This is a genomic window from Nesterenkonia sp. K-15-9-6 (assembly GCF_052656005.1).
The window spans coordinates 107,845-127,751 of the sequence record NZ_JBQYEY010000010.1 but is presented as its reverse complement, the minus strand read 5'-3'; the positions used below and the strand labels follow the sequence as shown (position 1 = coordinate 127,751).

15 protein-coding genes are annotated in these 19,907 nt (G+C 70.4%); all 15 read left to right on the top strand.

Annotated features, from left to right (window positions below; translation table 11 throughout):
• Positions 1–584 precede the first annotated feature (584 nt).
• The 15 genes from mraZ to SD455_RS08340 all read left to right on the top strand — a co-directional run bounded on the left by mraZ (position 585) and on the right by SD455_RS08340 (position 19,880).
• A complete protein-coding gene (gene mraZ, locus SD455_RS08410) occupies positions 585–1,016 on the top strand; it encodes a division/cell wall cluster transcriptional repressor MraZ (RefSeq protein WP_070161768.1) in 432 nt (143 codons plus the stop codon).
• Between the two features lie 200 nt (positions 1,017–1,216).
• Positions 1,217–2,221, top strand: coding sequence for a 16S rRNA (cytosine(1402)-N(4))-methyltransferase RsmH (gene rsmH, locus SD455_RS08405; RefSeq protein WP_311023914.1), 1,005 nt, complete (start codon positions 1,217–1,219; stop codon positions 2,219–2,221).
• Positions 2,218–2,883: a hypothetical protein gene (locus SD455_RS08400; protein WP_070161698.1), complete on the top strand. Its 666-nt coding sequence runs from the start codon at positions 2,218–2,220 to the stop codon at positions 2,881–2,883. Before rsmH ends, SD455_RS08400 begins: the two co-directional genes overlap by 4 nt.
• Positions 2,884–3,014: 131 nt before the next feature.
• Positions 3,015–4,769, top strand: coding sequence for a peptidoglycan D,D-transpeptidase FtsI family protein (locus tag SD455_RS08395; protein ID WP_445507804.1), 1,755 nt, complete (start codon positions 3,015–3,017; stop codon positions 4,767–4,769).
• A gap of 188 nt (positions 4,770–4,957) precedes the next feature.
• Complete coding sequence (locus SD455_RS08390; RefSeq protein ID WP_445507803.1) at positions 4,958–6,670, top strand: UDP-N-acetylmuramoyl-L-alanyl-D-glutamate--2,6-diaminopimelate ligase; 1,713 nt, start codon at positions 4,958–4,960, stop codon at positions 6,668–6,670.
• Between the two features lie 90 nt (positions 6,671–6,760).
• Complete coding sequence (locus tag SD455_RS08385; RefSeq protein WP_311023920.1) at positions 6,761–8,227, top strand: UDP-N-acetylmuramoyl-tripeptide--D-alanyl-D-alanine ligase; 1,467 nt, start codon at positions 6,761–6,763, stop codon at positions 8,225–8,227.
• Complete coding sequence (gene mraY / locus SD455_RS08380) at positions 8,221–9,327, top strand: phospho-N-acetylmuramoyl-pentapeptide-transferase (RefSeq protein WP_311023921.1); 1,107 nt, start codon at positions 8,221–8,223, stop codon at positions 9,325–9,327. Before SD455_RS08385 ends, mraY begins: the two co-directional genes overlap by 7 nt.
• A 74-nt stretch (positions 9,328–9,401) precedes the next feature.
• Positions 9,402–11,030, top strand: coding sequence for a UDP-N-acetylmuramoyl-L-alanine--D-glutamate ligase (gene murD, locus SD455_RS08375; protein WP_445507808.1), 1,629 nt, complete (start codon positions 9,402–9,404; stop codon positions 11,028–11,030).
• 28 nt (positions 11,031–11,058) lie between these two features.
• Positions 11,059–12,810, top strand: a complete 1,752-nt coding sequence (ftsW, locus tag SD455_RS08370; protein WP_445507802.1) for a putative lipid II flippase FtsW — start codon at positions 11,059–11,061, stop codon at positions 12,808–12,810.
• The gene (gene murG, locus SD455_RS08365) at positions 12,807–13,913 is read left to right on the top strand and encodes an undecaprenyldiphospho-muramoylpentapeptide beta-N-acetylglucosaminyltransferase (protein WP_311023924.1); all 1,107 of its coding nucleotides are present in this window, start codon (positions 12,807–12,809) and stop codon (positions 13,911–13,913) included. Before ftsW ends, murG begins: the two co-directional genes overlap by 4 nt.
• Positions 13,910–15,451 carry a UDP-N-acetylmuramate--L-alanine ligase gene (gene murC / locus SD455_RS08360; RefSeq protein ID WP_445507801.1) on the top strand — a complete coding sequence of 514 codons (1,542 nt, stop codon included), beginning with the start codon at positions 13,910–13,912 and terminating at the stop codon, positions 15,449–15,451. Before murG ends, murC begins: the two co-directional genes overlap by 4 nt.
• A gap of 68 nt (positions 15,452–15,519) precedes the next feature.
• Positions 15,520–16,551: a cell division protein FtsQ/DivIB gene (locus tag SD455_RS08355; RefSeq protein WP_445507800.1), complete on the top strand. Its 1,032-nt coding sequence runs from the start codon at positions 15,520–15,522 to the stop codon at positions 16,549–16,551.
• Between the two features lie 407 nt (positions 16,552–16,958).
• The gene (gene ftsZ, locus SD455_RS08350; RefSeq protein ID WP_311023927.1) at positions 16,959–18,242 is read left to right on the top strand and encodes a cell division protein FtsZ; all 1,284 of its coding nucleotides are present in this window, start codon (positions 16,959–16,961) and stop codon (positions 18,240–18,242) included.
• A 10-nt stretch (positions 18,243–18,252) separates the two neighbouring features.
• Positions 18,253–19,023, top strand: a complete 771-nt coding sequence (locus tag SD455_RS08345) for a polyphenol oxidase family protein (protein ID WP_445507799.1) — start codon at positions 18,253–18,255, stop codon at positions 19,021–19,023.
• 41 nt (positions 19,024–19,064) lie between these two features.
• Positions 19,065–19,880: a YggS family pyridoxal phosphate enzyme gene (locus SD455_RS08340; protein WP_445507798.1), complete on the top strand. Its 816-nt coding sequence runs from the start codon at positions 19,065–19,067 to the stop codon at positions 19,878–19,880.
• Positions 19,881–19,907: the final 27 nt, after the last annotated feature.

The following is a 19,907-nucleotide window of genomic DNA, read 5'->3' as shown; positions in this document are numbered from 1 at the left end:
AGCATGTGCAGGCCCCTACATCCCCGCTATATCAACGATCCCCGGCCGCGCTGTACACACATTTTGGCCTATAACCCCCCGTGGGTGAATGAGCCCGTGGGTGAATGAGTCCGTGGGTGAACGAGGTGCTGGGTGGCACTGGATCATGCCCTGGGTGACCTGCGCTGCTCGTGCATGGTCGCGATCCGCCGTGTCCCGTCCCGGTGACCGGCGCTCTTCGCCGTCCTCCTCCACTTTCCTCCACCTTTCCTCCACTGTCGCGGTCTCAGGACCCCCGCGCCGTGGTCTCCGGGGCGTCAGATGCCGGCTCGAGCCCGTGTCCGGGCTGCTGCGTCCCGTCCGCGGAGGTGCGGGGAGCACAGGGTCCTCCACCTCCCTCCACTGCGCCCCACGGCTCAGATCCTCACGAAACTGCAGGTCAGAAGGATTCATGGGCTGCTCGGCGCCGTCGGTGGGGGTTGTCGAGGCGACGCGTGGGGGCGATTGGGTTGAAAGTGGGGGAAAGTGGGGTAAAGTGGAGGGCGTCAGAGGGAAGAGGGTTCCTGGAGGGCGAGACTGCACGGACATGTGAGGCGGTGGGCGCTGTGTTCCTCGGCACCTACACCCCGCGCATGGACGAGAAGGGTCGTCTGATCCTGCCCGCGAAATACCGTGACGAGCTGGCCGACGGCCTGGTCCTCACCCGCGGGCAGGAGCGGTGCATCTACGTGTTCAGCACGGACGAGTTCCAGAACGTGCACCGGCAGATGCGACAGGCCCCACTGACCTCTCGGCAGGCACGTGACTACATCCGCGTGTTCCTCTCCGGAGCTTCGGACGAGGCTCCGGACAAGCAGGGCCGCATCACGATCCCGGCGGCGCTGCGGGAGTACGCGGGACTCGATCGTGATGTCACGGTGATCGGTGCGGGGGACCGTGCCGAGATCTGGGACAGCGCGGCATGGAACTCCTACCTGGAGGAGAAGGAGTCCGAGTTCTCGTCGACCGACGAGGAGGCGATCCCCGGAATCTTCTAGGAGCACGGTCCAGGTGCACGGCGTCCCGAAGGCGCCGCAGCGGACCGAACACCGTGCGAAACGACGAACAGGCGAGAGGGTCCTTGGGCGAGTTCTCCAGCCGCTCCGAAGGCATCCTGACATCTCTTCCCCGGTGTCAGGCGGCCTCGGCGCGGAGGGGGAGCTGGATCAAGGATCCTCTCCGGCATCTGGAGGCGAACATGGCTGAGCGGGCCACCGGCGACCGGCACGTCCCGGTCCTGCGCGACCGCTGCATCGAGCTGCTGCTCGGCGGCGTGGCTGCGGTCCGTGCCGCCGGCCGTCGGCCCGTGGTCATCGACGCGACGCTGGGCATGGGCGGGCACACCGAGGCGCTCCTGGCGGCCGACGAGGACGTCCGGGTCATCGGTCTCGATCGCGACACCGAGGCGCTTGCGCTGGCCGGTGACCGCCTGGCTGTCCACGGCGACCGGTTCCGCGGCGTCCGTACCGTCTACGACCGTGCGGACGAGGTCGCCCGCGAGCAGCTGAGCTCCGACGAGGGTCTCGCCGGGATCCTGTTCGACCTCGGCGTCTCCTCCCTGCAGCTGGACGAGGCCGATCGTGGGTTCGCCTATTCCTACGATGCCCCGCTGGACATGCGCATGGACGCCGCCGAGGACTCCGCGGATGAGACCGCCGCCGAGCTCCTGGCGCGGATCCCCGAGCCGGAGCTGCGCCGGATTCTCAAGGAGTACGGCGAGGAGCGCTTCTCCGGGCGCATCGCCGGGCGCATCGTCGCGCGCCGCGCCGAGCGCCCCTTCCTGACCACCGGTGACCTGGCCGCCGTCGTCGATGCCGCGGTGCCCGCCGCGAGCAAGCGGACCGGCGGACACCCTGCCAAGCGGACGTTCCAGGCTCTGCGCATCGCCGTCAACCGGGAGCTCGACGTCCTCGAGGACGCGGTCCCGCGAGCCATGGACGCGCTCGACCTCGGTGGTCGCCTCGTGGTGCTCAGCTACCACTCTCTGGAGGATCGGCTGGTCAAGCAGGCCGTCGCCGCACGGACGAAGTCCTCCGCGCCGCCCGGCCTCCCGGTGGAGCTGGAGGAACACCGACCGACGTTTCGGGCGGTCACCCGGGGCGCGGAGGTCCCGGATGCCACAGAGATGGCGGAGAACCCGCGAGCCGCCTCCGCGAAACTGCGATCAGCTGAGAAGATCAGGGCGAGGAGGACCACGCGATGAGCACACAGGCTGTTCCCGAGTGGGAACTGTCAGCGACGCCCTCACCGGACGAGAAGCCGTCGTCTCTGGGCACCGCAGCACCGACGCTGCGGGCCCTGCCCAAGGTGCGTCGGCGCCACCGCGGTCTCACGGCGGGCATCATCGCTCTGATGGTGGCTGCCCTCGCCGTCGTCCTCGCGATCAACATCCACGTCTCCAACACCCAGTACCGCGTGGTGGAACTCACGCAGCAGCACCAGCTCCTCACCCAGCAGAACCAGGCTCTCGAGCAGCAGGTCCTGCACCTGCAGTCACCCCAGGTGCTCTCTGACAACGCCGTCTCTCTGGGCATGGTCATGCCTGCGGCAGCGGGCGCCTTCGAACTGGACGGCGGGACCGTCACTGGTCCCGCAGAGGCCGCCGACTCGTCCGACCGGCCCTCGAGCTTCGTCTCCACCCCGGTCCAGCCGGGAGATGAGGCCGCGCCCTCCCTGGACGTCGCAGAGGAGGCCGGCGGGGCGCCTGCCGGCTTGCTCGGCTCCGGCGCGTTGAACACCCTGACCCAGCCGACCCCGGGGCACAATGGTCAGCAGGCGGACAGCGAGTCCGCCGCCGACGACGGACGCGGGTTCAGCCCCGACCGGCTCAATGGCGGGACGATCCCCGCGCCCGGCCTCGACTGACCAGCCGGCCGGCCGTCTGTCCCGCCGGCGTCCTCACCGGACGCCGACCGACGAGCAGATCCCGGAGGTCCGCAGCAGCGATGGTGACGACTCAGAGCGTGGACGATCGTCGCACGCGTGATGGACGACTCATGTCCCAGCGCATGCGCATCGGACTCGCCGCCCTCGTCGCTCTGCTGCTCGTCCTCGGGGTGCGCCTCTTCCATGTCCAGGGGCTCGATCCCTCGGGCCATGCGCAGGCCGCCGTGTCCGAACGCCTCCGCAGCGTGCCCCTTCCCGCCGAGCGCGGTGAGATCCTCGACGTCGACGGGCGCACCCTGGCGACCAGCGTCCAGCGCTACGACCTGGTCGTCGATCAGCGGCTCATCGATGACTTCCGGGTCCGGGACGAGGTCACCGGGCTGTGGACGACGATGCCGTTGGAGACTGCGATCTCCGACCTGGCCTCGATCCTGGATGCGGAGCCGGAAGACCTGGCCGAGCGCATGGAGGGAGATCGGGCCTACTCCGTGGTCGCCCGGTCCGTGACCCCCGACGAACGCAGCAGGGCCTTGGATCTGGACATCCCTGGCCTGTACGCGGAGCCGGTCTCCCAACGGACCTATCCTGCGGGTGCCGTCGCCGGATCGATCCTCGGGTTCGTGGGCTCCGACGGCACTCCGCTGGACGGCATCGAGCTCGCCCAGGACTCGGCGCTGTCCGGCACGGACGGTGAGCGCACGTTCGAGATCGCCGGCGACGGGGTGAGGATCCCCACGGCCACGTTCGAGGAGATTCCGGCCGAGGACGGGCAGGACGTGCGCCTGACCATCGACCAGGACCTGCAGTGGTTCGCCCAGGAGGCCATCGCTCAGAAGGCCAACGAGTACAGCGCCCTGTGGGGCAATGTGACCGTGATGGACGTGCGGACCGGAGAGATCATGGCCATGGCCGACTCCGAGACGGTGGACCCGGCCGATCCCGGGGCCACGGACGAGCTGTTCCGCCGACCGCTGGCCCTGACCCAGGACTTCGAGCCCGGCTCCACAGGCAAGGGGATCACCTTCGCTGCGGCGCTCGAAGAGGGAGCGGTGGCGCCCACCGACGCGTTCACGGTGCCGAACCGGCAGGAGTTCGACGGCCAGGTGATCAATGACTCGATGCGGCACGAGACCTTCGACATGACGGCGGCCGGCATCTTCGCCCGTTCCTACAACACCGGCACGGTCATGATCGGCAACGAGCTCACGGAGCAGGAACGCTATGACTGGATGCGGCGGGTCGGCATCGGCGAGGACATCGACGTCGGCCTGACCTCGTCCGCGACGTCGGTCCTGCGCTCCCCGGAGGAGTGGGACGCCAGGCAGCCCTTCACGACCCAGTTCGGCCAGGGGTACACGACGACGGTCCTGCACAACATCAGTCAGTTCCAGACCTTCGCCAACGACGGCGTCCGCGTGGACCCCCAGCTCATCGACGCCTACATCGATCCGGACGGATCCGAGCACCCCGTCGAGAGCGGTTCGGAGAGGATCTTCTCCTCGGAGACCTCGCAGGAGATGCTCAAGCTGATGGAGGGCGTGGTGGACCACGGGACCGCCACGGGCGCCCAGATCCCGGGCTATCGTGTGGGCGGGAAGACCGGTACCGGGCAGGCGGCCGGAGAGGGCGGCGGCTTCGACGGGCATACGACGTCCTTCGTCGGGGTCGCCCCGTTGGACGACCCGCAGTATCTGGTGGCCGTCACTGTGCATCGGCCCCAGGGCGAATGGCGGGATTGGACCGTGGTGGACACGTTCTCCGAGGTGATGTCCCACGTCCTGAGCACGCGGAACGTCCCGCCGTCGGGCGAGGAGTCGGAGTCCTACGACGCCTTCACCGGTGACGACCAGGACCGGCCATGGTGACTCGGTCCGACGGCGCCTGCGTCCCCCCGCAGGGCGCTGACGGGGCATCACGGCGGGTGTCATGCATATCGCATCGTGCCGGCGAGGCCGTCGGCGCCGAGCCGTGATACAACTTTCAACGGTCCGGCCCACAGGCGGAACCACCCCTCATCCCCCATGATCATCGACCGACCGGAACGAGAGGCCCGATGCCCAGCTCACACACCCCGCTCTCCGTCGCGGAGCAGGACAGCGTGTTCAGGCCCCGCCACGTGGCGGGAACCACGGTGGGTCGACTGGCCGAGGAGCTTCAGGCGACGGGCCATGAGCCGCTGCTGACTCCGGTGGGTCGGCGCGAGCACGAGACGCTGCTCACGGGTGCGGCGATGAATCCCCACGCCGTGGGGGAAGGTGACCTCTTCGTCGCCGTCAGCGGCGCCCGCGCCCACGGCGCGGACTTCATCCGTCAGGCGGTGGAGGCCGGGGCGACGGCCGTGCTGACCGACGCCGCGGGCGCGGACAAGGTGCGTGAGCAGGTCGGGTATCGGCTCCCGGTGCTGCAGGTGGAGGACGTCCGCCAGGCCGCGGGCCCCGCCGCCGCGGTGATCTACGGAAACACGCAGGACTCGGGGCCGTCCCTGTTCGGTGTGACCGGAACGAACGGGAAGACCACCACCACGTACTTCCTGCGCTCCCTGCTCGATACGCTGCACGGGAGGCGAGGACGGCGCACCGGGCTGATCGGCACCATCGAGATCAGTGCTGGCCAGGAGACGATCCCCTCGCAGCTGACCACGCCGGAGGCGGTGCAGCTGCACAGCCTCATGGCGCTCTTCCGGGAGCGTGACGTCGCCGCGGCCGCCATGGAGGTCTCCTCCCATGCGATCAGCTATCGGCGCACGGCGGGGCTCCACTACGACGTCGCCGGCTTCACGAACCTCACCCAGGACCACCTGGACCTGCACGGGTCCATGGAGGAGTATTTCGCCACCAAGGCCGAGCTGTTCACCCGCCGCAGGACGAGGACGTCCGTGATCACGGTGGACGACCCGTGGGGCCATCAGATGGCCTCGGTGGCCACCGGCCGGGTCGTCACCCTGGCCACGGCGGGCCAGGCCGCGGAGGTGGACTGGGAGGTGGTCGACGTCGCGCCCGACGGCATGGGGCATCGCTTCACCCTCCATCACGCCCGCAGCGGGGCACGCATCAGAACCCGTACCGGCCTGCCGGGACTCTTCAACGTCTCCAACGCCGCACTGGCGGCTGTCATGGTCCTTGAGGCTCCGGATGCGCCCTTCACCCGCGAGGAGGTCGTCGACGCCCTTGAATCGGACCCGTTCACCATCTCCGTGCCGGGCCGGATGCAGGTCATCTGCGAGTCGCCGGCGGCGATCGTGGACTTCGCCCACAACCCGGATGCGATGATCCGCACCCTTGACGCAGTGGCCGCCACGAAGGGGGAGGGCCGGATCATTCTGGTCATCGGCGCCGCGGGGGATCGGGACCGTTCGAAGCGTCCCACCATGGGTGCGATCGCCGTCCGCATGGCCGATCATGTCATCGTCAGCGACGACGACCCCCACGGCGAGGACCCGGCACAGATCCGGGACGACGTCATGGCGGGGGCCCGTGAGGCCGTGGAGTCCGGTGGGCTGACCACTGTTCTGGAGGAGATCTGGCCGCGGGCCGAGGCGATCGAACGGGCCGTGGCCTCGGCGTCGCCGCGGGACACGGTGATCCTGGCCGGGCGCGGCCATGAGATCCACCAGGACTTCGACGGCGACCACCGACCGATCGACGATCGCGTCGAGCTCCGCGAGGCGCTGCTGCGCCATGGTCACCGGCCTCTGGAGATCCAGGACAGCACGGTCCAGGACAGCACGCCGTCCGGCCGTGCTCACGCGCCGGACGACGCCGGCTGAGCCCGCCCGCCGCCCGCGGCGCCTTCCGGGCGCGGTGGGCGCGCTTTCGACCTGACCGCCACGACCCCCACAGATCGGACCCGAGACAGCATGATCGAGCTCTCTGCGGCGGAGATCGCCGAGATCACCACCGGCCGCCTCGTCGGCATCGACGACCCGCAGGCGGTGATCGCCTCGGCGGCAGACACCGATTCACGCGCCATGGAGCCCGGCGCCCTGTTCATCGCCAAGCCGGGCGAGACCACCGACGGTCATCTCTTCATCGATGCTGCCCTCGCCGCCGGCGCGGTGCTGGTGCTGGCCGAGCGAGAGACGACTGACCCTCACGGCCGGACCCACCCTGCGGTCATCGTCGACGACGTCGTTGCGGCGATGGGCCGGCTCGCCGCGGAGATCGTCCGCCGGATCCGCGCGCATTCGCCGACCACCGTCATCGGCATCACCGGATCGGCGGGCAAGACCACCACCAAGGACCTGCTCAAGGGGATCCTCGAGGAGGAGGGGCCCACCGTCGCCCCGCAGGGCTCCTACAACGGCGAAGTGGGTGTGCCCCTGACGGTGTTCACCGCCTCGCTGGACACTCGGCACCTCGTCGTGGAGATGGGGGCCGACGGCCCAGGGAACATTCGGTATCTGGCGCAGATGGTGCGTCCCGACATCGGGGTGGTCCTGATGGTCGGTTCGGCCCATGCCGGCAAGTTCGGCGGGGCCGACCGGATCGCGGAGGTCAAGCAGGAGCTGGTGGAGGAGGTCGGCCCCGAGGGGACGGTCGTGCTCAACGACGACGACGCCCAGGTGCGCCGGATGGCCGACGCGTCCTCCGCGCCGGTCACCTGGTTCTCCTCCGACTCGATGGATGCGCTGCCGGGGGCGGTGACAGCACGGGACGTCCGCCTGGACGAGGAGGGGCACCCCCATCTGACCTTGGCCTTCGGTGAGGAGGTCCACGAGCTCGCCAGCGGACTGACCGGCGTCCACCACGTGACCAACATCTTGGCCGCCGCCGCGGCCGCCCGTGCGGCGGGCGTGGCCCCTGCGAGCATCGCGGCCCGTCTTGAGGGCCGGGGCCCGGGGAGCCGGTGGCGCATGGAGCGCACCGAGCGGCCCGACGGCGTGACCGTCATCAACGATGCCTACAACGCCAACCCGGAGTCGATGCGCGAGGCGCTGCGCACTCTGGCGATGATCACCCGACCTACGGGTCGACGGTCCGTGGCCGTGCTCGGCGCCATGTTGGAGCTGGGTGAGGAATCGATCATCCGCCACACGCAGCTCGGGGAGACGGTGGTCCGGCTCAACATCGATCGCACCCTGGTGGTCGGCGAGGAGGCCTATCCGCTCTACCGCGGGGCCGTTGCGGAGGGAAGCTGGGGCTCCGAGGTCCACTGGGTGGCCACGGTCGAGGAGGCCGAGGCCCATCTGGACCAGGAGCTGAGCGCCGGGGACGTCGTGTTGTTCAAGTCGTCGAACAGTGCAGGACTTAGACTGCTGGGAGACCGGATCGCCGCGAAGGGGTCCGCGGACGTCGACGGCGGGAAGGCAGGTGGCTCGTGGTAGCAGTGGTGATCGGCTCTGTGCTGGGCCTTGTCCTGACTCTTCTGGGCACCCCCTTGTTCATCCGGCTGCTGGTCAAGCGCGGCTACGGACAGTTCATCCGCGACGACGGCCCGACGTCCCACCACGTCAAGCGCGGCACTCCCACCATGGGCGGTGCGGTGATCCTGATCGCGGTGGTCGTCGCCTACTTCCTGGCGCACCTGTTCATGCTGCTCACTCGGGAGCAGACGTCGGGGCCCAGCGCCTCAGGGCTGCTGCTGCTCCTGCTGATGGTCGGCATGGGACTGGTTGGCTTCGCGGACGACTTCGCGAAGATCTCCCGGAAGCAGTCCCTGGGGCTGACTCCCTGGGCCAAGATCACCGGCCAAGGCGTGGTGGGCGTGCTGTTCGCCGTCCTGGCCCTGAACTTCCCGGACCACCGGGGCATCACGCCCGGGTCCACGGCGATCTCCTTCGTGCGGGAGACGGTGATCGATCTGGCCTTCGCCGGCCCGGTGCTCGGGGCGATCCTGTTCGTCATCTGGGCGAACCTCATCGCCACCGCCACCACCAACGGGGTGAACCTCACAGATGGGCTGGACGGCCTGGCCGCCGGTGCGACGGCGATGGTCACGGCGGCCTATACGATCATGTCGATCTGGCAGTCCAACCAGACCTGCGGTGCTGTGCGCGCCGTGGACAGCGTGTGCTACCAGGTCCGCGACCCCATGGACATGGCGCTGCTCGCCGGGATCATCACGGGCGCCCTGATCGGGTTCCTGTGGTGGAACACTTCTCCGGCGAAGATCTTCATGGGCGACACGGGATCGCTGGCACTGGGCGGCGCTCTCGCCGCCTTCGCGATCCTGACCCACACGCAGCTGCTCTTCATCATCCTGGGCGGGCTGTTCGTGCTCATCACCCTCTCGGTGATCATCCAGGTGGGCTATTTCAAGATCTCCGGCGGGCGACGGGTGTTCCTGATGGCGCCGCTGCAGCACCACTTCGAGCTCAAGGGCTGGGCGGAGGTGACCGTGGTGGTCCGCTTCTGGATCGTCGGGGCACTGGCGGTCGGCCTGGGCCTGGCAGTGTTCTACGGAGAGTGGGTGCTCACCCAGTGAGCGTCGGGCAGGACAGCGCGCACGGCGCCCCGGACGGCGACGACCGCCGACGCCCGACGGTGCGACCGGACCTCATGGGCTGGGACGCTCCGTGGGAGGGTCTGCGGGTCGTGGTCACCGGCCTGGGCGTCTCCGGGTTCGCCGCGGCGGACACCCTGGTCGAGCTGGGCGCACAGGTCGTCGTCGTCGACGGCGGCACGGCGGAGAAGCAGCGGCGCGATGCGCAGACCCTCGAGATCGTCGGGGTCGCCGAGGTGCTGCTCGGCCCGGAGCACACCGCGGCGCTGCCGACGGTGGCCGGTGAGCCTGCCCAGCTGGTGGTGACCTCTCCCGGCTGGCGCCCTGATGCGTCGATCATCGCGGAGGCCTCCACGGCTGGGATCCCGGTCTGGTCCGAGGTCGAGCTCGCCTGGCGCCTGGGTCCGCGGCCCGGTGCGCGGACGCCGGAGTGGCTGGTCCTGACCGGCACCAACGGCAAGACCACCACTGTCGGGCTCCTCGAGTCCATGCTGCGGGCGGACGGTCGCCGGGCGGTCGCCTGTGGCAATGTGGGCATGCCGGTGCTGGATGCGATCCGCGATCCTGAGGGCTTCGACGCGCTGGCCGTGGAGCTCTCCAGCTTCCAGCTCCACTACACCGAGCTTCTGGACCCGGCGGCCTCCGCCGTGCTGAACCTCGCTCCTGACCATGTCGACTGGCATGGGGGATTCGAGCGCTACCGCGCGGACAAGGCTCGGATCTACGAGAACACGCGGGTGGCGTGCGTCTACAACGTCGATGATCCCGTCACGGAGGAGATGGTCGCCGACGCGGACGTCCAGGAGGGCTGCCGCGCGGTCGGCTTCACGACGGGCACCCCGGGGCTCTCGATGCTGGGGATGGTGGAGGATGTGCTGGTGGACCGTGCCTTCCTGGTCGAACGTCGTCACCAGGCTCTGGAGATCGGCCAGCTCGCCGACTTCGGCCCGGTGGCCCCGCAGCACCTGGTGGCCAATGCGTTGGCCGCTGCGGCCTTGGCGCGTGCCGTAGGCGTCTCGCCGGATGCGGTCCGGGAGGGCATCCGGGCCTATGAACCCGGCCAGCACCGCATCCAGCCGGTGGCGAAGTCCCAGGACGTGCTGTGGGTCAATGACACCAAGGCGACGAACCCGCATGCTGCGGCAGCCTCCCTGCTCAGCTTCCAGGACGTCGTCTGGATCGCTGGGGGACTGCCCAAGGGAGTCGTCTACGACGACCTCGTGGCACAGGCGGCCTCCCGCCTCCGACACGTCATCCTGGTGGGTACAGACTCCTCCCAGCTGAGGTCCAGCCTGGCACGACACGCGCCGGGCGTGCCGGTGGTCGGTGGCCGTGTGGGTGATGATGGAGGCGCACCGCTGAGCCTGCTGGAGCGCCGCCTGGCGGGTGCCGACGGCGCCGAGGCGATGCGTGCGGCGGTGGAGACGGCCGCGGACGTCGCCGAACCCGAGCAGACGGTCCTCCTCGCCCCGGCCGCGGCGTCGATGGACCAGTTCGACTCCTACGGCGACCGGGGGGATGCCTTCATCGCCGCGGTGGCCGAGCTGATGGAGCGGCGATCCGCGCAGGGGACCTCGGAGCCCGGCCACGGACCGGCCGATCCCGGGCCCGCAGACATGGAGCCCGCAGACACGGAGCCTGCAGAGGGCGAGGAGCAGCCGCTGCGGCGGGCAGAAGACCGCTGAGCACAGCACCACCGATCAGGAGGACGGAATGGACGACCGACGACCGCGTCTCCCATCCGTCAGACGGTTCGCGCCGGAGGAAGGGTCGCATGGCTCATCCTCCGCGCCGGGGGCGCCCCGTGAGGCGGACGAGAGCGGTGTCGAGGAGTCGGGAGCACAGGCCCCGGCCCTGGGCACCCCGGCACGTGATGAGGCCGATACGACGACGGGGGCGGGCGAGACGCCCAGCCCCGAGGAGCTGCGCAGTCGGCTGCGGCTCGTCGAGGCCGGCCCGCCGGATCCGGCGGGTACGGCCGACTCTGCCGACCCTGCCGACCCTGCCGACCCTGCCGACCCTGCAGGGCCTGTCGGCTCGGCAGCGTCCAGCGATGCCGCCGGCCAGGCATCCGGAGAGCCTGGCAGCTGGAAGGCCGAGCGCGCCTCCCGCTGGTCTGCTCGGATCAGTCGCTTCTGGGGCTTCATGGAGGGTGGCAGCGCCCACACCAACTTCTGGCTCGTTCTGGGATCCACGCTGGCCCTGACCGCCATCGGACTGACGATGGTGCTGTCCTCCTCGTCGGTCGACGCCTTCGGCGATTCCGGCAGTTCGTTCACCCTGTTCACTCGGCAGGCGATGTGGGCCGTCGGTGGGCTGTTGGGAATGCTGGTGATCTCCCGGCTCCCGGACCGATCCCTCGGTCTGCTGGGATGGGTGCTGATGATCCTCTCCGGCATCCTGCTGGCGCTGGTGGTCTTCACTCCGTTGGGCCACGAGGTCAACGGGTCGCGGAACTGGATCCGCATCGGCTCGATCGGCGGTCAGCCCTCCGAGCTGGCGAAGCTGGCGCTCGTGCTGTGGGGCGCGGCCGTGCTGACCCGCAAGGGCCGACTGGTCCGCCGGTTCGTCCATTGGGCGATGCCTCTGGTGCTGCCCGGCACCCTGTCCATCCTGCTGCTCGTGCTGCTCGGCGGAGATCTCGGCACCAGCCTGATCATCCTGCTGATGGTCGGCACGCTGCTGTTCACCGTGGGCGTGTCCTGGCGCTACTTCGTCGTGACCGCGGCCTCGGCGGTCATCGCCGTGCTGCTGCTGGCCTGGACCAGCGCCAACCGACTGTTCCGCATCCAGGCGTGGTTGGGGATGAACTGCGACCATGCGTCCGACCCCTGCCATCAGTCGCAGCAGGGGATCTACGCGCTCGCCACCGGCGGCTTCTGGGGTGTGGGGCTCGGCCAGTCCCGGCAGAAGTGGCACTACATCCCCGAGGTGGAGAACGACTTCATCCTCACGGTGCTCGGCGAGGAGCTGGGACTGTTGGGCACGCTGGTCGTGCTGCTGCTCTTCGGCGCGCTGATCGTCGGGATCTTCCGCATCGCCGCCAACAGCGACGACCGTTTCGCTCGCCTGGCCTGCATGGGCATCGCTGCCTGGCTGGTGGGCCAGGCCTTCATCAACATCGGCATGGTCACGGGGCTGCTTCCCGTCATCGGTGTGCCGCTGCCGTTCATCTCCTATGGCGGGTCGGCGCTGACCTGTGCCCTGCTGGCGGTCGGCGTGGTGCTGAACTTCGCCCACCGGCGTCGGCGGCAGGAACGTGCCCAGGATCCTGCCGATCCGAGGGAGGCCGCCCCTGCGGACGTCGCGACGTCCGCGGAGGGACCCGCCCCGGCGCCTTCGGCACCGGCCCGCGCGCCCCGCGGCGCTCCCCCTTCCGTGAGTCTCCCCACCGCACACCGTCGGCGCCCGGCGAGGATCCGCCTCGGCGCCGGCGACGACAGGAAGAAGGCCGACACACCATGAGCACTCTGTCCGTGGTCCTGGCCGGCGGCGGCACCGCCGGCCACGTCTCACCGATGATCGCGATCGCCCACGCCGTCGGGCGCCTCGCTCCCGAGGCGGAGGTGTCGATGATCGGCACCGAGACCGGGCTGGAGACCCGCCTGGTCCCGGAGGCGGGCTTCTCGCTGGACACGATCGAGAAGGTCCCCATGCCGCGTCGACCGTCGCGGGACATGCTGCGCTTCCCCGGACGCTTCCGGGCAGCGATCGACGACGCCGCAGAGATCCTCACCCGGCGCGGGGCCGACGTCGTGATCGGCGTCGGCGGCTACGTCTGCACCCCCGTCTATCTGGCCGCGCGCCGGATCGGCGTGCCGATCATCGTGCATGAGGCCAATGCCAGGCCTGGGCTGGCCAACCGCCTGGGCTCTCGGGTGGCGGCGTTCATCGGCGTGGCGTTCGAGGGCACTCCCTTGAAGGGGGCGCAGTGGGTGGGGATGCCCATGTCCCGGGGGATCTCTCAGTTGGACCGCACCGCCGCCCGCGCCTCGGCCCGTGAGGATCTGGGCTTGGAGCCGGATCGGACGACGCTGGTGGTGACCGGGGGGTCCTCCGGGGCTGCCTCGGTCAACCGGGCCGTGGCGGAGTCGCTGGATGACCTGCTGGCCACGGGAGCACAGGTGCTGCACCTGACCGGCCGGGACAAGGCTGTGCTCGGCGACGACGGTTCCCCGGTCCGCCGGGAGGGGTACCATCAGCGCGAGTACCTGGACGGCATGCAGCGGGCCTATGCCGCCGCCGACCTCATCATCGCCCGGTCCGGTGCCGCGAGCGTGTGCGAGATCGCCGCCGTGCGGCTGCCCGCTGTGTTCGTGCCGCTGCCGATCGGCAACGGGGAGCAGGAGCTCAACGCGAGGGAGCTGGTCGACGCCGGCGGCGCCCTGCTGGTCAAGGACGAGCACCTGACCAGGGAGTGGCTCGGCCGCAATGTGGTGCCTCTGCTGGAGGATCCGCGACTGCTGCGGACCATGGAGGGCCACGCCGCAGAACGCGGCATCACTGACGCCGACGATCGTATGGCGCAGGCGGCGCTCAACGCCGCCCGCCGGGAGGGACAGGCATGACCACCGCCACCGGCTCCGAGCCGAGCCCCGCCGGGGAGCCCGGCCGCGACCCGCTGACCCCGGCCCAGCTGGGGCGGGTGCATCTGCTGGGACTCGCCGGGGTGGGGGTCTCTGCCGTGGCACGCCTGCTGCAGGCGGCAGGAGTGCCCATCTCCGGCACTGACGGCAAGGAGCTGCCGGTCCTGGACGAGTTCCGTGCTGCCGGAGCGCCTGTCCGGGTCGGCTACCGGGCTGAGAACCTGTCCTCGGTGGAGGAGGAGACGGGGGAGCCGATCACCACGATCATCGCCTCCTCCATCGCGACGGCCGGAAACCCGGAACATGACGAGGCGGTGCGCCGCGGTCTGCGGGTCCTTCACCGTTCCGAGGGGCTTGCCGCCGTCATGTCGGGCCGCCGTTCCGTCGCGGTGGCGGGCACGCACGGCAAGACCACCACCTCCTCCATGACGACGGTGCTGCTCGAACAGGCCGGTCTCGAGCCCAGCTTCGCCGTGGGGGCGACGGTCGCCGGCCTCGGTGTCAACGCCGCCGCCGGCGGCGGGGAGTGGTTCGTGGCCGAAGCCGACGAATCGGACGGCTCGTTGCTGAACTATCGGCCCGAGGTGGCGGTCATCACCAATGTGGAGGCTGATCACCTCGATCACCACGGCACAGCCGAGGCGGTGCACCAGGTCTTCGTCGACTTCACCGAGCGCATCCTCGACGGCGGCGAGCTCATCATCTGCCAGGACGACGACGGGGCACGGCGCCTGCTGGCAGAGGTCAGCCCGGCACTGGCCAGGCGTGGCGTCACGGTCACCACCTACGGCTCCTCCGTGGAGGCGGACCTGCGCCTGGGGGAGCACATCGAAGCGGCCGTCGGCGCCCTGGGCCAGCGGTTCGTCGTCACGCGGGCCGGGAACGGTGAGGACTCCGGGGTGACCGCGGGCACGTCGGGGGTGCCGGAGCACCGGGAGAGCGCCGAGGTGCAGCTGGCCGTCCCAGGCCGTCACAATGCGCTGAACGCCCTCGCGGCCCTGGCCGTCGGCCTGCGGGCGGGCCTGGATCTGCACGAGGGCGCCCAGGCGCTCGAGCACTTCCAAGGGGCGGCCCGCCGTTTCGACCACCGGGGCGAGCACCGGGGTGTGCGCGTCTATGACGACTATGCCCACCATCCCACCGAGGTGGCCGCCGTGCTCGCCGCCGCCCGTTCCGCGGTGGGGGAGCACGGGCAGGTCCACGCGGTCTTCCAGCCGCACCTGTTCAGCCGGACGAGTCTCTTCGCCGAGGAGTTCGCCGAGGCCCTGGCCGCGGCCGACACGGTCGCCGTGCTGGAGATCTATCCTGCCCGGGAGGAGCCGCTGCCGGGAGTCACCTCGGGGCTCATCGCTGACCCGCTCTTCGCTCGGGACGACGCTCCACGGGGTGCCCGGATGGGCCGGGAGGACGCGGTGCGGGCGGTGGCCGACGCGGCCCGTTCCGGCGACATCGTCCTCACGCTCGGGGCGGGGGACGTGACCGCCCTGGGGCCGGACCTCGTGGAGGCTCTGCGCGGATGAGCCCCCGCCCACCGCGCCCACCGCGCCGACCTCGTCGACCGACGGGGGCCGCGGCGAGGCCCCCGTCGGTGGACGGGGACGCCGGCGCCGAGCCGCCACAGGACGACGTCTCCCAGGAGGCCCCTGCGCAGGAGACCGCCTCACGGGTCGCCGAGAGCGGCCCGGCAGGGGCCGGGCCCACCGAGGGGGACGTCGTCGTGCCTCTCGAGACCGAGATGCCGCGCCGATCACGGCGCACTGCCGAGGAGGTCTTCGAGGACCCCGGTGACGCGCCTCCGCAACGATCGAGCAGTCGCCCGGTCGCGGGGCCTCCCTCCGAGGCACAGGACTGGCACCTCGACGAGGACGACGACGCCGAGCCGCTGCCCTTCCCCGAGCCCGAGGTGGTCAGCACCCGTCGTCGCCGACGTCGTCGCCTCGGGTGGACGATAGGACTGGTCGGGGTCCTCGTCGCCGTGGTCGGGGTGCTGTACTTCTCGCCGCTGCTGACGATCCATCACATCCAGGTGGAGCGCAACGATCTGCTCACCGAGTCCCGCGCCCAGGAGCTTCTCCAGCCGCTGTACGGCAGACCGCTGCCACAGGTGGGCAACGCCCAGGTCCAGGAGCTGCTCGCCGAGGAGCCGGTGGTGGACGACGTCGTGGTCCAAGGGGAGCTCCCGGACACGCTGACGGTGGAGATCATCGAGCATCCGCCGGTGGCGGAGGTCCTCGACGGCGACGAGCTGCAGTTCTACAACGAGCACGGCGAGGTGATCCGCACCTTCGCGGATCCGGAGGACCCCGAGGCGGACGACCACGCGACGCCGCGGATCAGCGAGGAGGCCGCCCTGCGGGACGACGCCGTGTTCAGCACCATCGTGGCCGTGCTGGGGGAGCTGCCGGCCAGCGCGCGCGACGCCATGGACTCCGCGACGGCGGACTCGATCGACTCGGTCCGGCTGATCCTGGACGACGGCAGGACCGTCGTCTGGGGAGGAGCCGAGCGCGGCGCTGAGAAGGCCGTCGTCCTGGAAGCCATCCTGGCCTCCGAGGCCGAGGACTTCACGGAGGTCGACACGATCGACATCTCCACTCCGGACACGCCCGTGACGCGGTGAACTCGCCCGTCAGGGCTCCGTGGCGCGCCGCCGCGCCGGATGGTCGGGCGGTGTCCAGGCGGCGCCGGTAGAGTGGCGGGCAGAACAACCTTCGAGCCAGGTCGAACGTTCGCGGGAGACCTAAGGTTCAAGTGCAACTTGAACGTTGCCGAGGGTTGTGGACCAGCAGAAGAATGTCATGAGCACGGAGGCTCCCGTCTGCTCGACGAGCGCAGCGACGTCAGGGCTTCCCGAGCACCGGCCCGGTGTGACCGCGAACCATACCGGTCCGGCCGGGAAGTCCGACGGGTCAGCCGGAACAGCCCAGGCGGTTTCGGTGGATGGACAGTGAGGAGTCGCGCAGCGACTCAGCGGGCGACGGGGGTCTCCGTGCCCATGACGTGAGAGACGAGCAAGGGACACACAACGTGGCAACACCGAACAACTACCTGGCCGTGATCAAGGTCGTCGGCATCGGTGGAGGCGGAGTCAACGCCGTCAACCGGATGATCGAGGTGGGCCTGCGGGGCGTCGAGTTCATCGCCATCAACACCGACGCCCAGGCACTGCTGATGAGCGACGCCGATGTGAAGCTCGACGTCGGCCGCGAGCTGACGCGAGGTCTCGGCGCCGGCGCCAACCCGGAGGTCGGCCGACAGGCCGCCGAGGACCACGCCCAGGAGATCGAAGAGGTGCTCACGGGTGCTGACATGGTCTTCGTGACCGCCGGCGAGGGCGGTGGGACCGGCACCGGCGGTGCGCCCGTCGTCGCGCGCATCGCGCGCTCCCTGGGTGCGCTGACCATCGGTGTGGTGACCCGTCCGTTCACGTTCGAAGGCCGCCGCCGGGCGTCCTCGGCCGAGACCGGCATCGAGGCGCTGCGCGACGAGGTCGACACCCTCATCGTCATCCCCAACGATCGTCTCCTCTCGATCTCCGACAAGAACGTCTCGGTCCTCGACGCCTTCCGCTCGGCGGACCAGGTGCTGCTCTCCGGTGTCCAGGGCATCACCGACCTGATCACCACCCCGGGTCTGATCAACCTCGACTTCGCCGACGTCAAGTCCGTGATGCAGGGCGCCGGATCGGCACTGATGGGCATCGGCTCGGCCAACGGCGAGGACCGTGCGGTCAAGGCCGCTGAGCTGGCGATCGCCTCGCCGCTGCTCGAGGCCTCCATCGACGGCGCCCACGGCGTGCTCCTGTCCATCCAGGGCGGCAGCGACCTGGGTCTGTTCGAGATCAACGAGGCCGCCCGTCTCGTGCAGGAGGTCGCCCATCCCGAGGCGAACATCATCTTCGGCGCGGTCATCGACGATGCGCTCGGCGACGAGGCTCGCGTCACGGTGATCGCCGCAGGCTTCGACCAGGTCGACGCCACCTCGGCTCCTGCTCAGGCTCCTGCTCAGGCGGCGCCGCAGGCGTCCGCTCCGCAGGCGCCGCGGGCCGCGTCCCCGGCACCCGCGCAGCGTCCCGCCCCGGCGACCGTTCCGGGGACGGTCCCCGTCTCCGGAAACTCCGTGCCCGGGACCGTGCCCGTCCAGCAGCCCTCCCACGCCGCTCCGCAGCACCACGGCGGCGAGCACGACACCGCGCCGGTCCAGCGCCAGGCGCATCAGGGCCAGGAGGAGCAGGACATCCCGGACATCGTGGAGTCGGACTACACCGGCAGCCGCAGCGATGATCTGGACGTGCCCGACTTCCTGAAGTGACGACCCGTCGATGACGGAGGCTGGCGGAGTGGACTCGCTGTACTGGTGGCACGACACAGCCGCCGGAGGCGACGTCCACGTCGCCTTCACGTCTGTCAGGGCCGGCAATCTGGCCCGACACGTGGGCGATGAGGACTCCGAACAGATCGAGGTCCGCCGTCGCGCGCTGCAGCAGCGCATGGGTGTGGAACCGGGGACCCTCCGGTTCCTGGATCAGGTGCACTCGGCCACGGTGCTCGACGCCTCGGCACATCCTGCCTCTCCGGGCGCCGCACCGACCGGCGACGCCTGGTTCTCCCGGGCCGGCGCCGAGCCCCTGGCCATCATGGTCGCCGACTGCCTGCCGGTGCTGATGGTCGGCCGCACGGCGTCGGGCGGGACGTCCAGGGCCCCTGGCGGCGAGGCCCTGGTGACGGCCGCGGCGCATGCGGGCCGTGCCGGGCTCCTGGACGGAGTGCTGGAGAACACGGTGGCGGCGCTGCACGAGCATGGCGCCGAACGGATCCAGGCCTGGATCGGTCCGGGAGCCTGCGGCTCCTGCTACGAGGTGCCTGCCGCCATGCGGGACGAGCTGGCCGTGCGCAGGCCCGCGATCGCCTCCGAGACGACCTGGGGGACACCTGCTCTGGATCTTCGCTCCGAGGCGGAGGACGTGCTGCGCGGCCGCGGCGTGGAGGTCCGCCAGCTGGCCGGCTGCACCATCGAGGACGACACGCTGTTCTCCCATCGGCGTGCACCGGGCGAGGGTCGGTTCGCGGGCCTCGTCTGGCGCGCACGCTGAGCCACCGGGCATCCGCACCGTCCCTGACCTAGAGTGGAGGGGTGGAACTGCACAGCACCTCATCGCCCGAGCTGGAGGACGACCGCACCGAGGAGCTCCGGGAACGGCTCGACGCCGTCCGGGCGCGCATCGATCGGGCCGTGGCGCTGGTCGGCCGGCGTGAACGCCCGGAGCTGATCGTGGTCACCAAGTTCTTCCCCGCCGAGGATGTCCTGCGGCTGCTGCATCTGGGCGTCACGGATGTGGGGGAGAACCGGGACCAGGAGGCCTCGGCCAAGGCGGACGCGGTGGATCGGCTCATCGCCGCCCACACCGCGGACCATCCAGACCGGCCGCTCGCCCCACCGCGCTGGCACTTCATCGGGCAGCTGCAGTCCAACAAGGCCCGATCGGTCCTGCGCTACGCCTCCAGCGTCCACTCTGTGGATCGCTCCTCGCTGCTCAAGGCGCTGCGACGTGCCGCGGCCGGCAGTGCCGAGTCTCAGGAGGCGGGGGCGCCGGCAGCAGGGCGGGCCCGTGAGGTCGACTGTCTCATCCAGGTGGATCTGCGCACCGAGATCCCCTCGGACGCTCGAGGCGGAGCACGGCCGGAGCAGATCGCGCAGCTCGCCGATTCGGTGCAGGCGGCAGAGGGCCTGCGGCTGGCGGGGCTCATGGCCGTGGCGCCGCTGGACGAGCCGCCCGGCCCGGCATTCGCCAGACTCGCCGAACTGTCCGCGGAGCTGCGCACGGTGCATCCGGAGGCAGTCATGGTCTCAGCGGGAATGAGCAATGACCTGGAGGAGGCCGTGGCGCACGGCGCGACACACCTGCGCATCGGACGGGATGTCCTCGGGAACCGCCCGGCGCCGCGATAGTGTCGGAGACGCGCAGTGACAACCCCA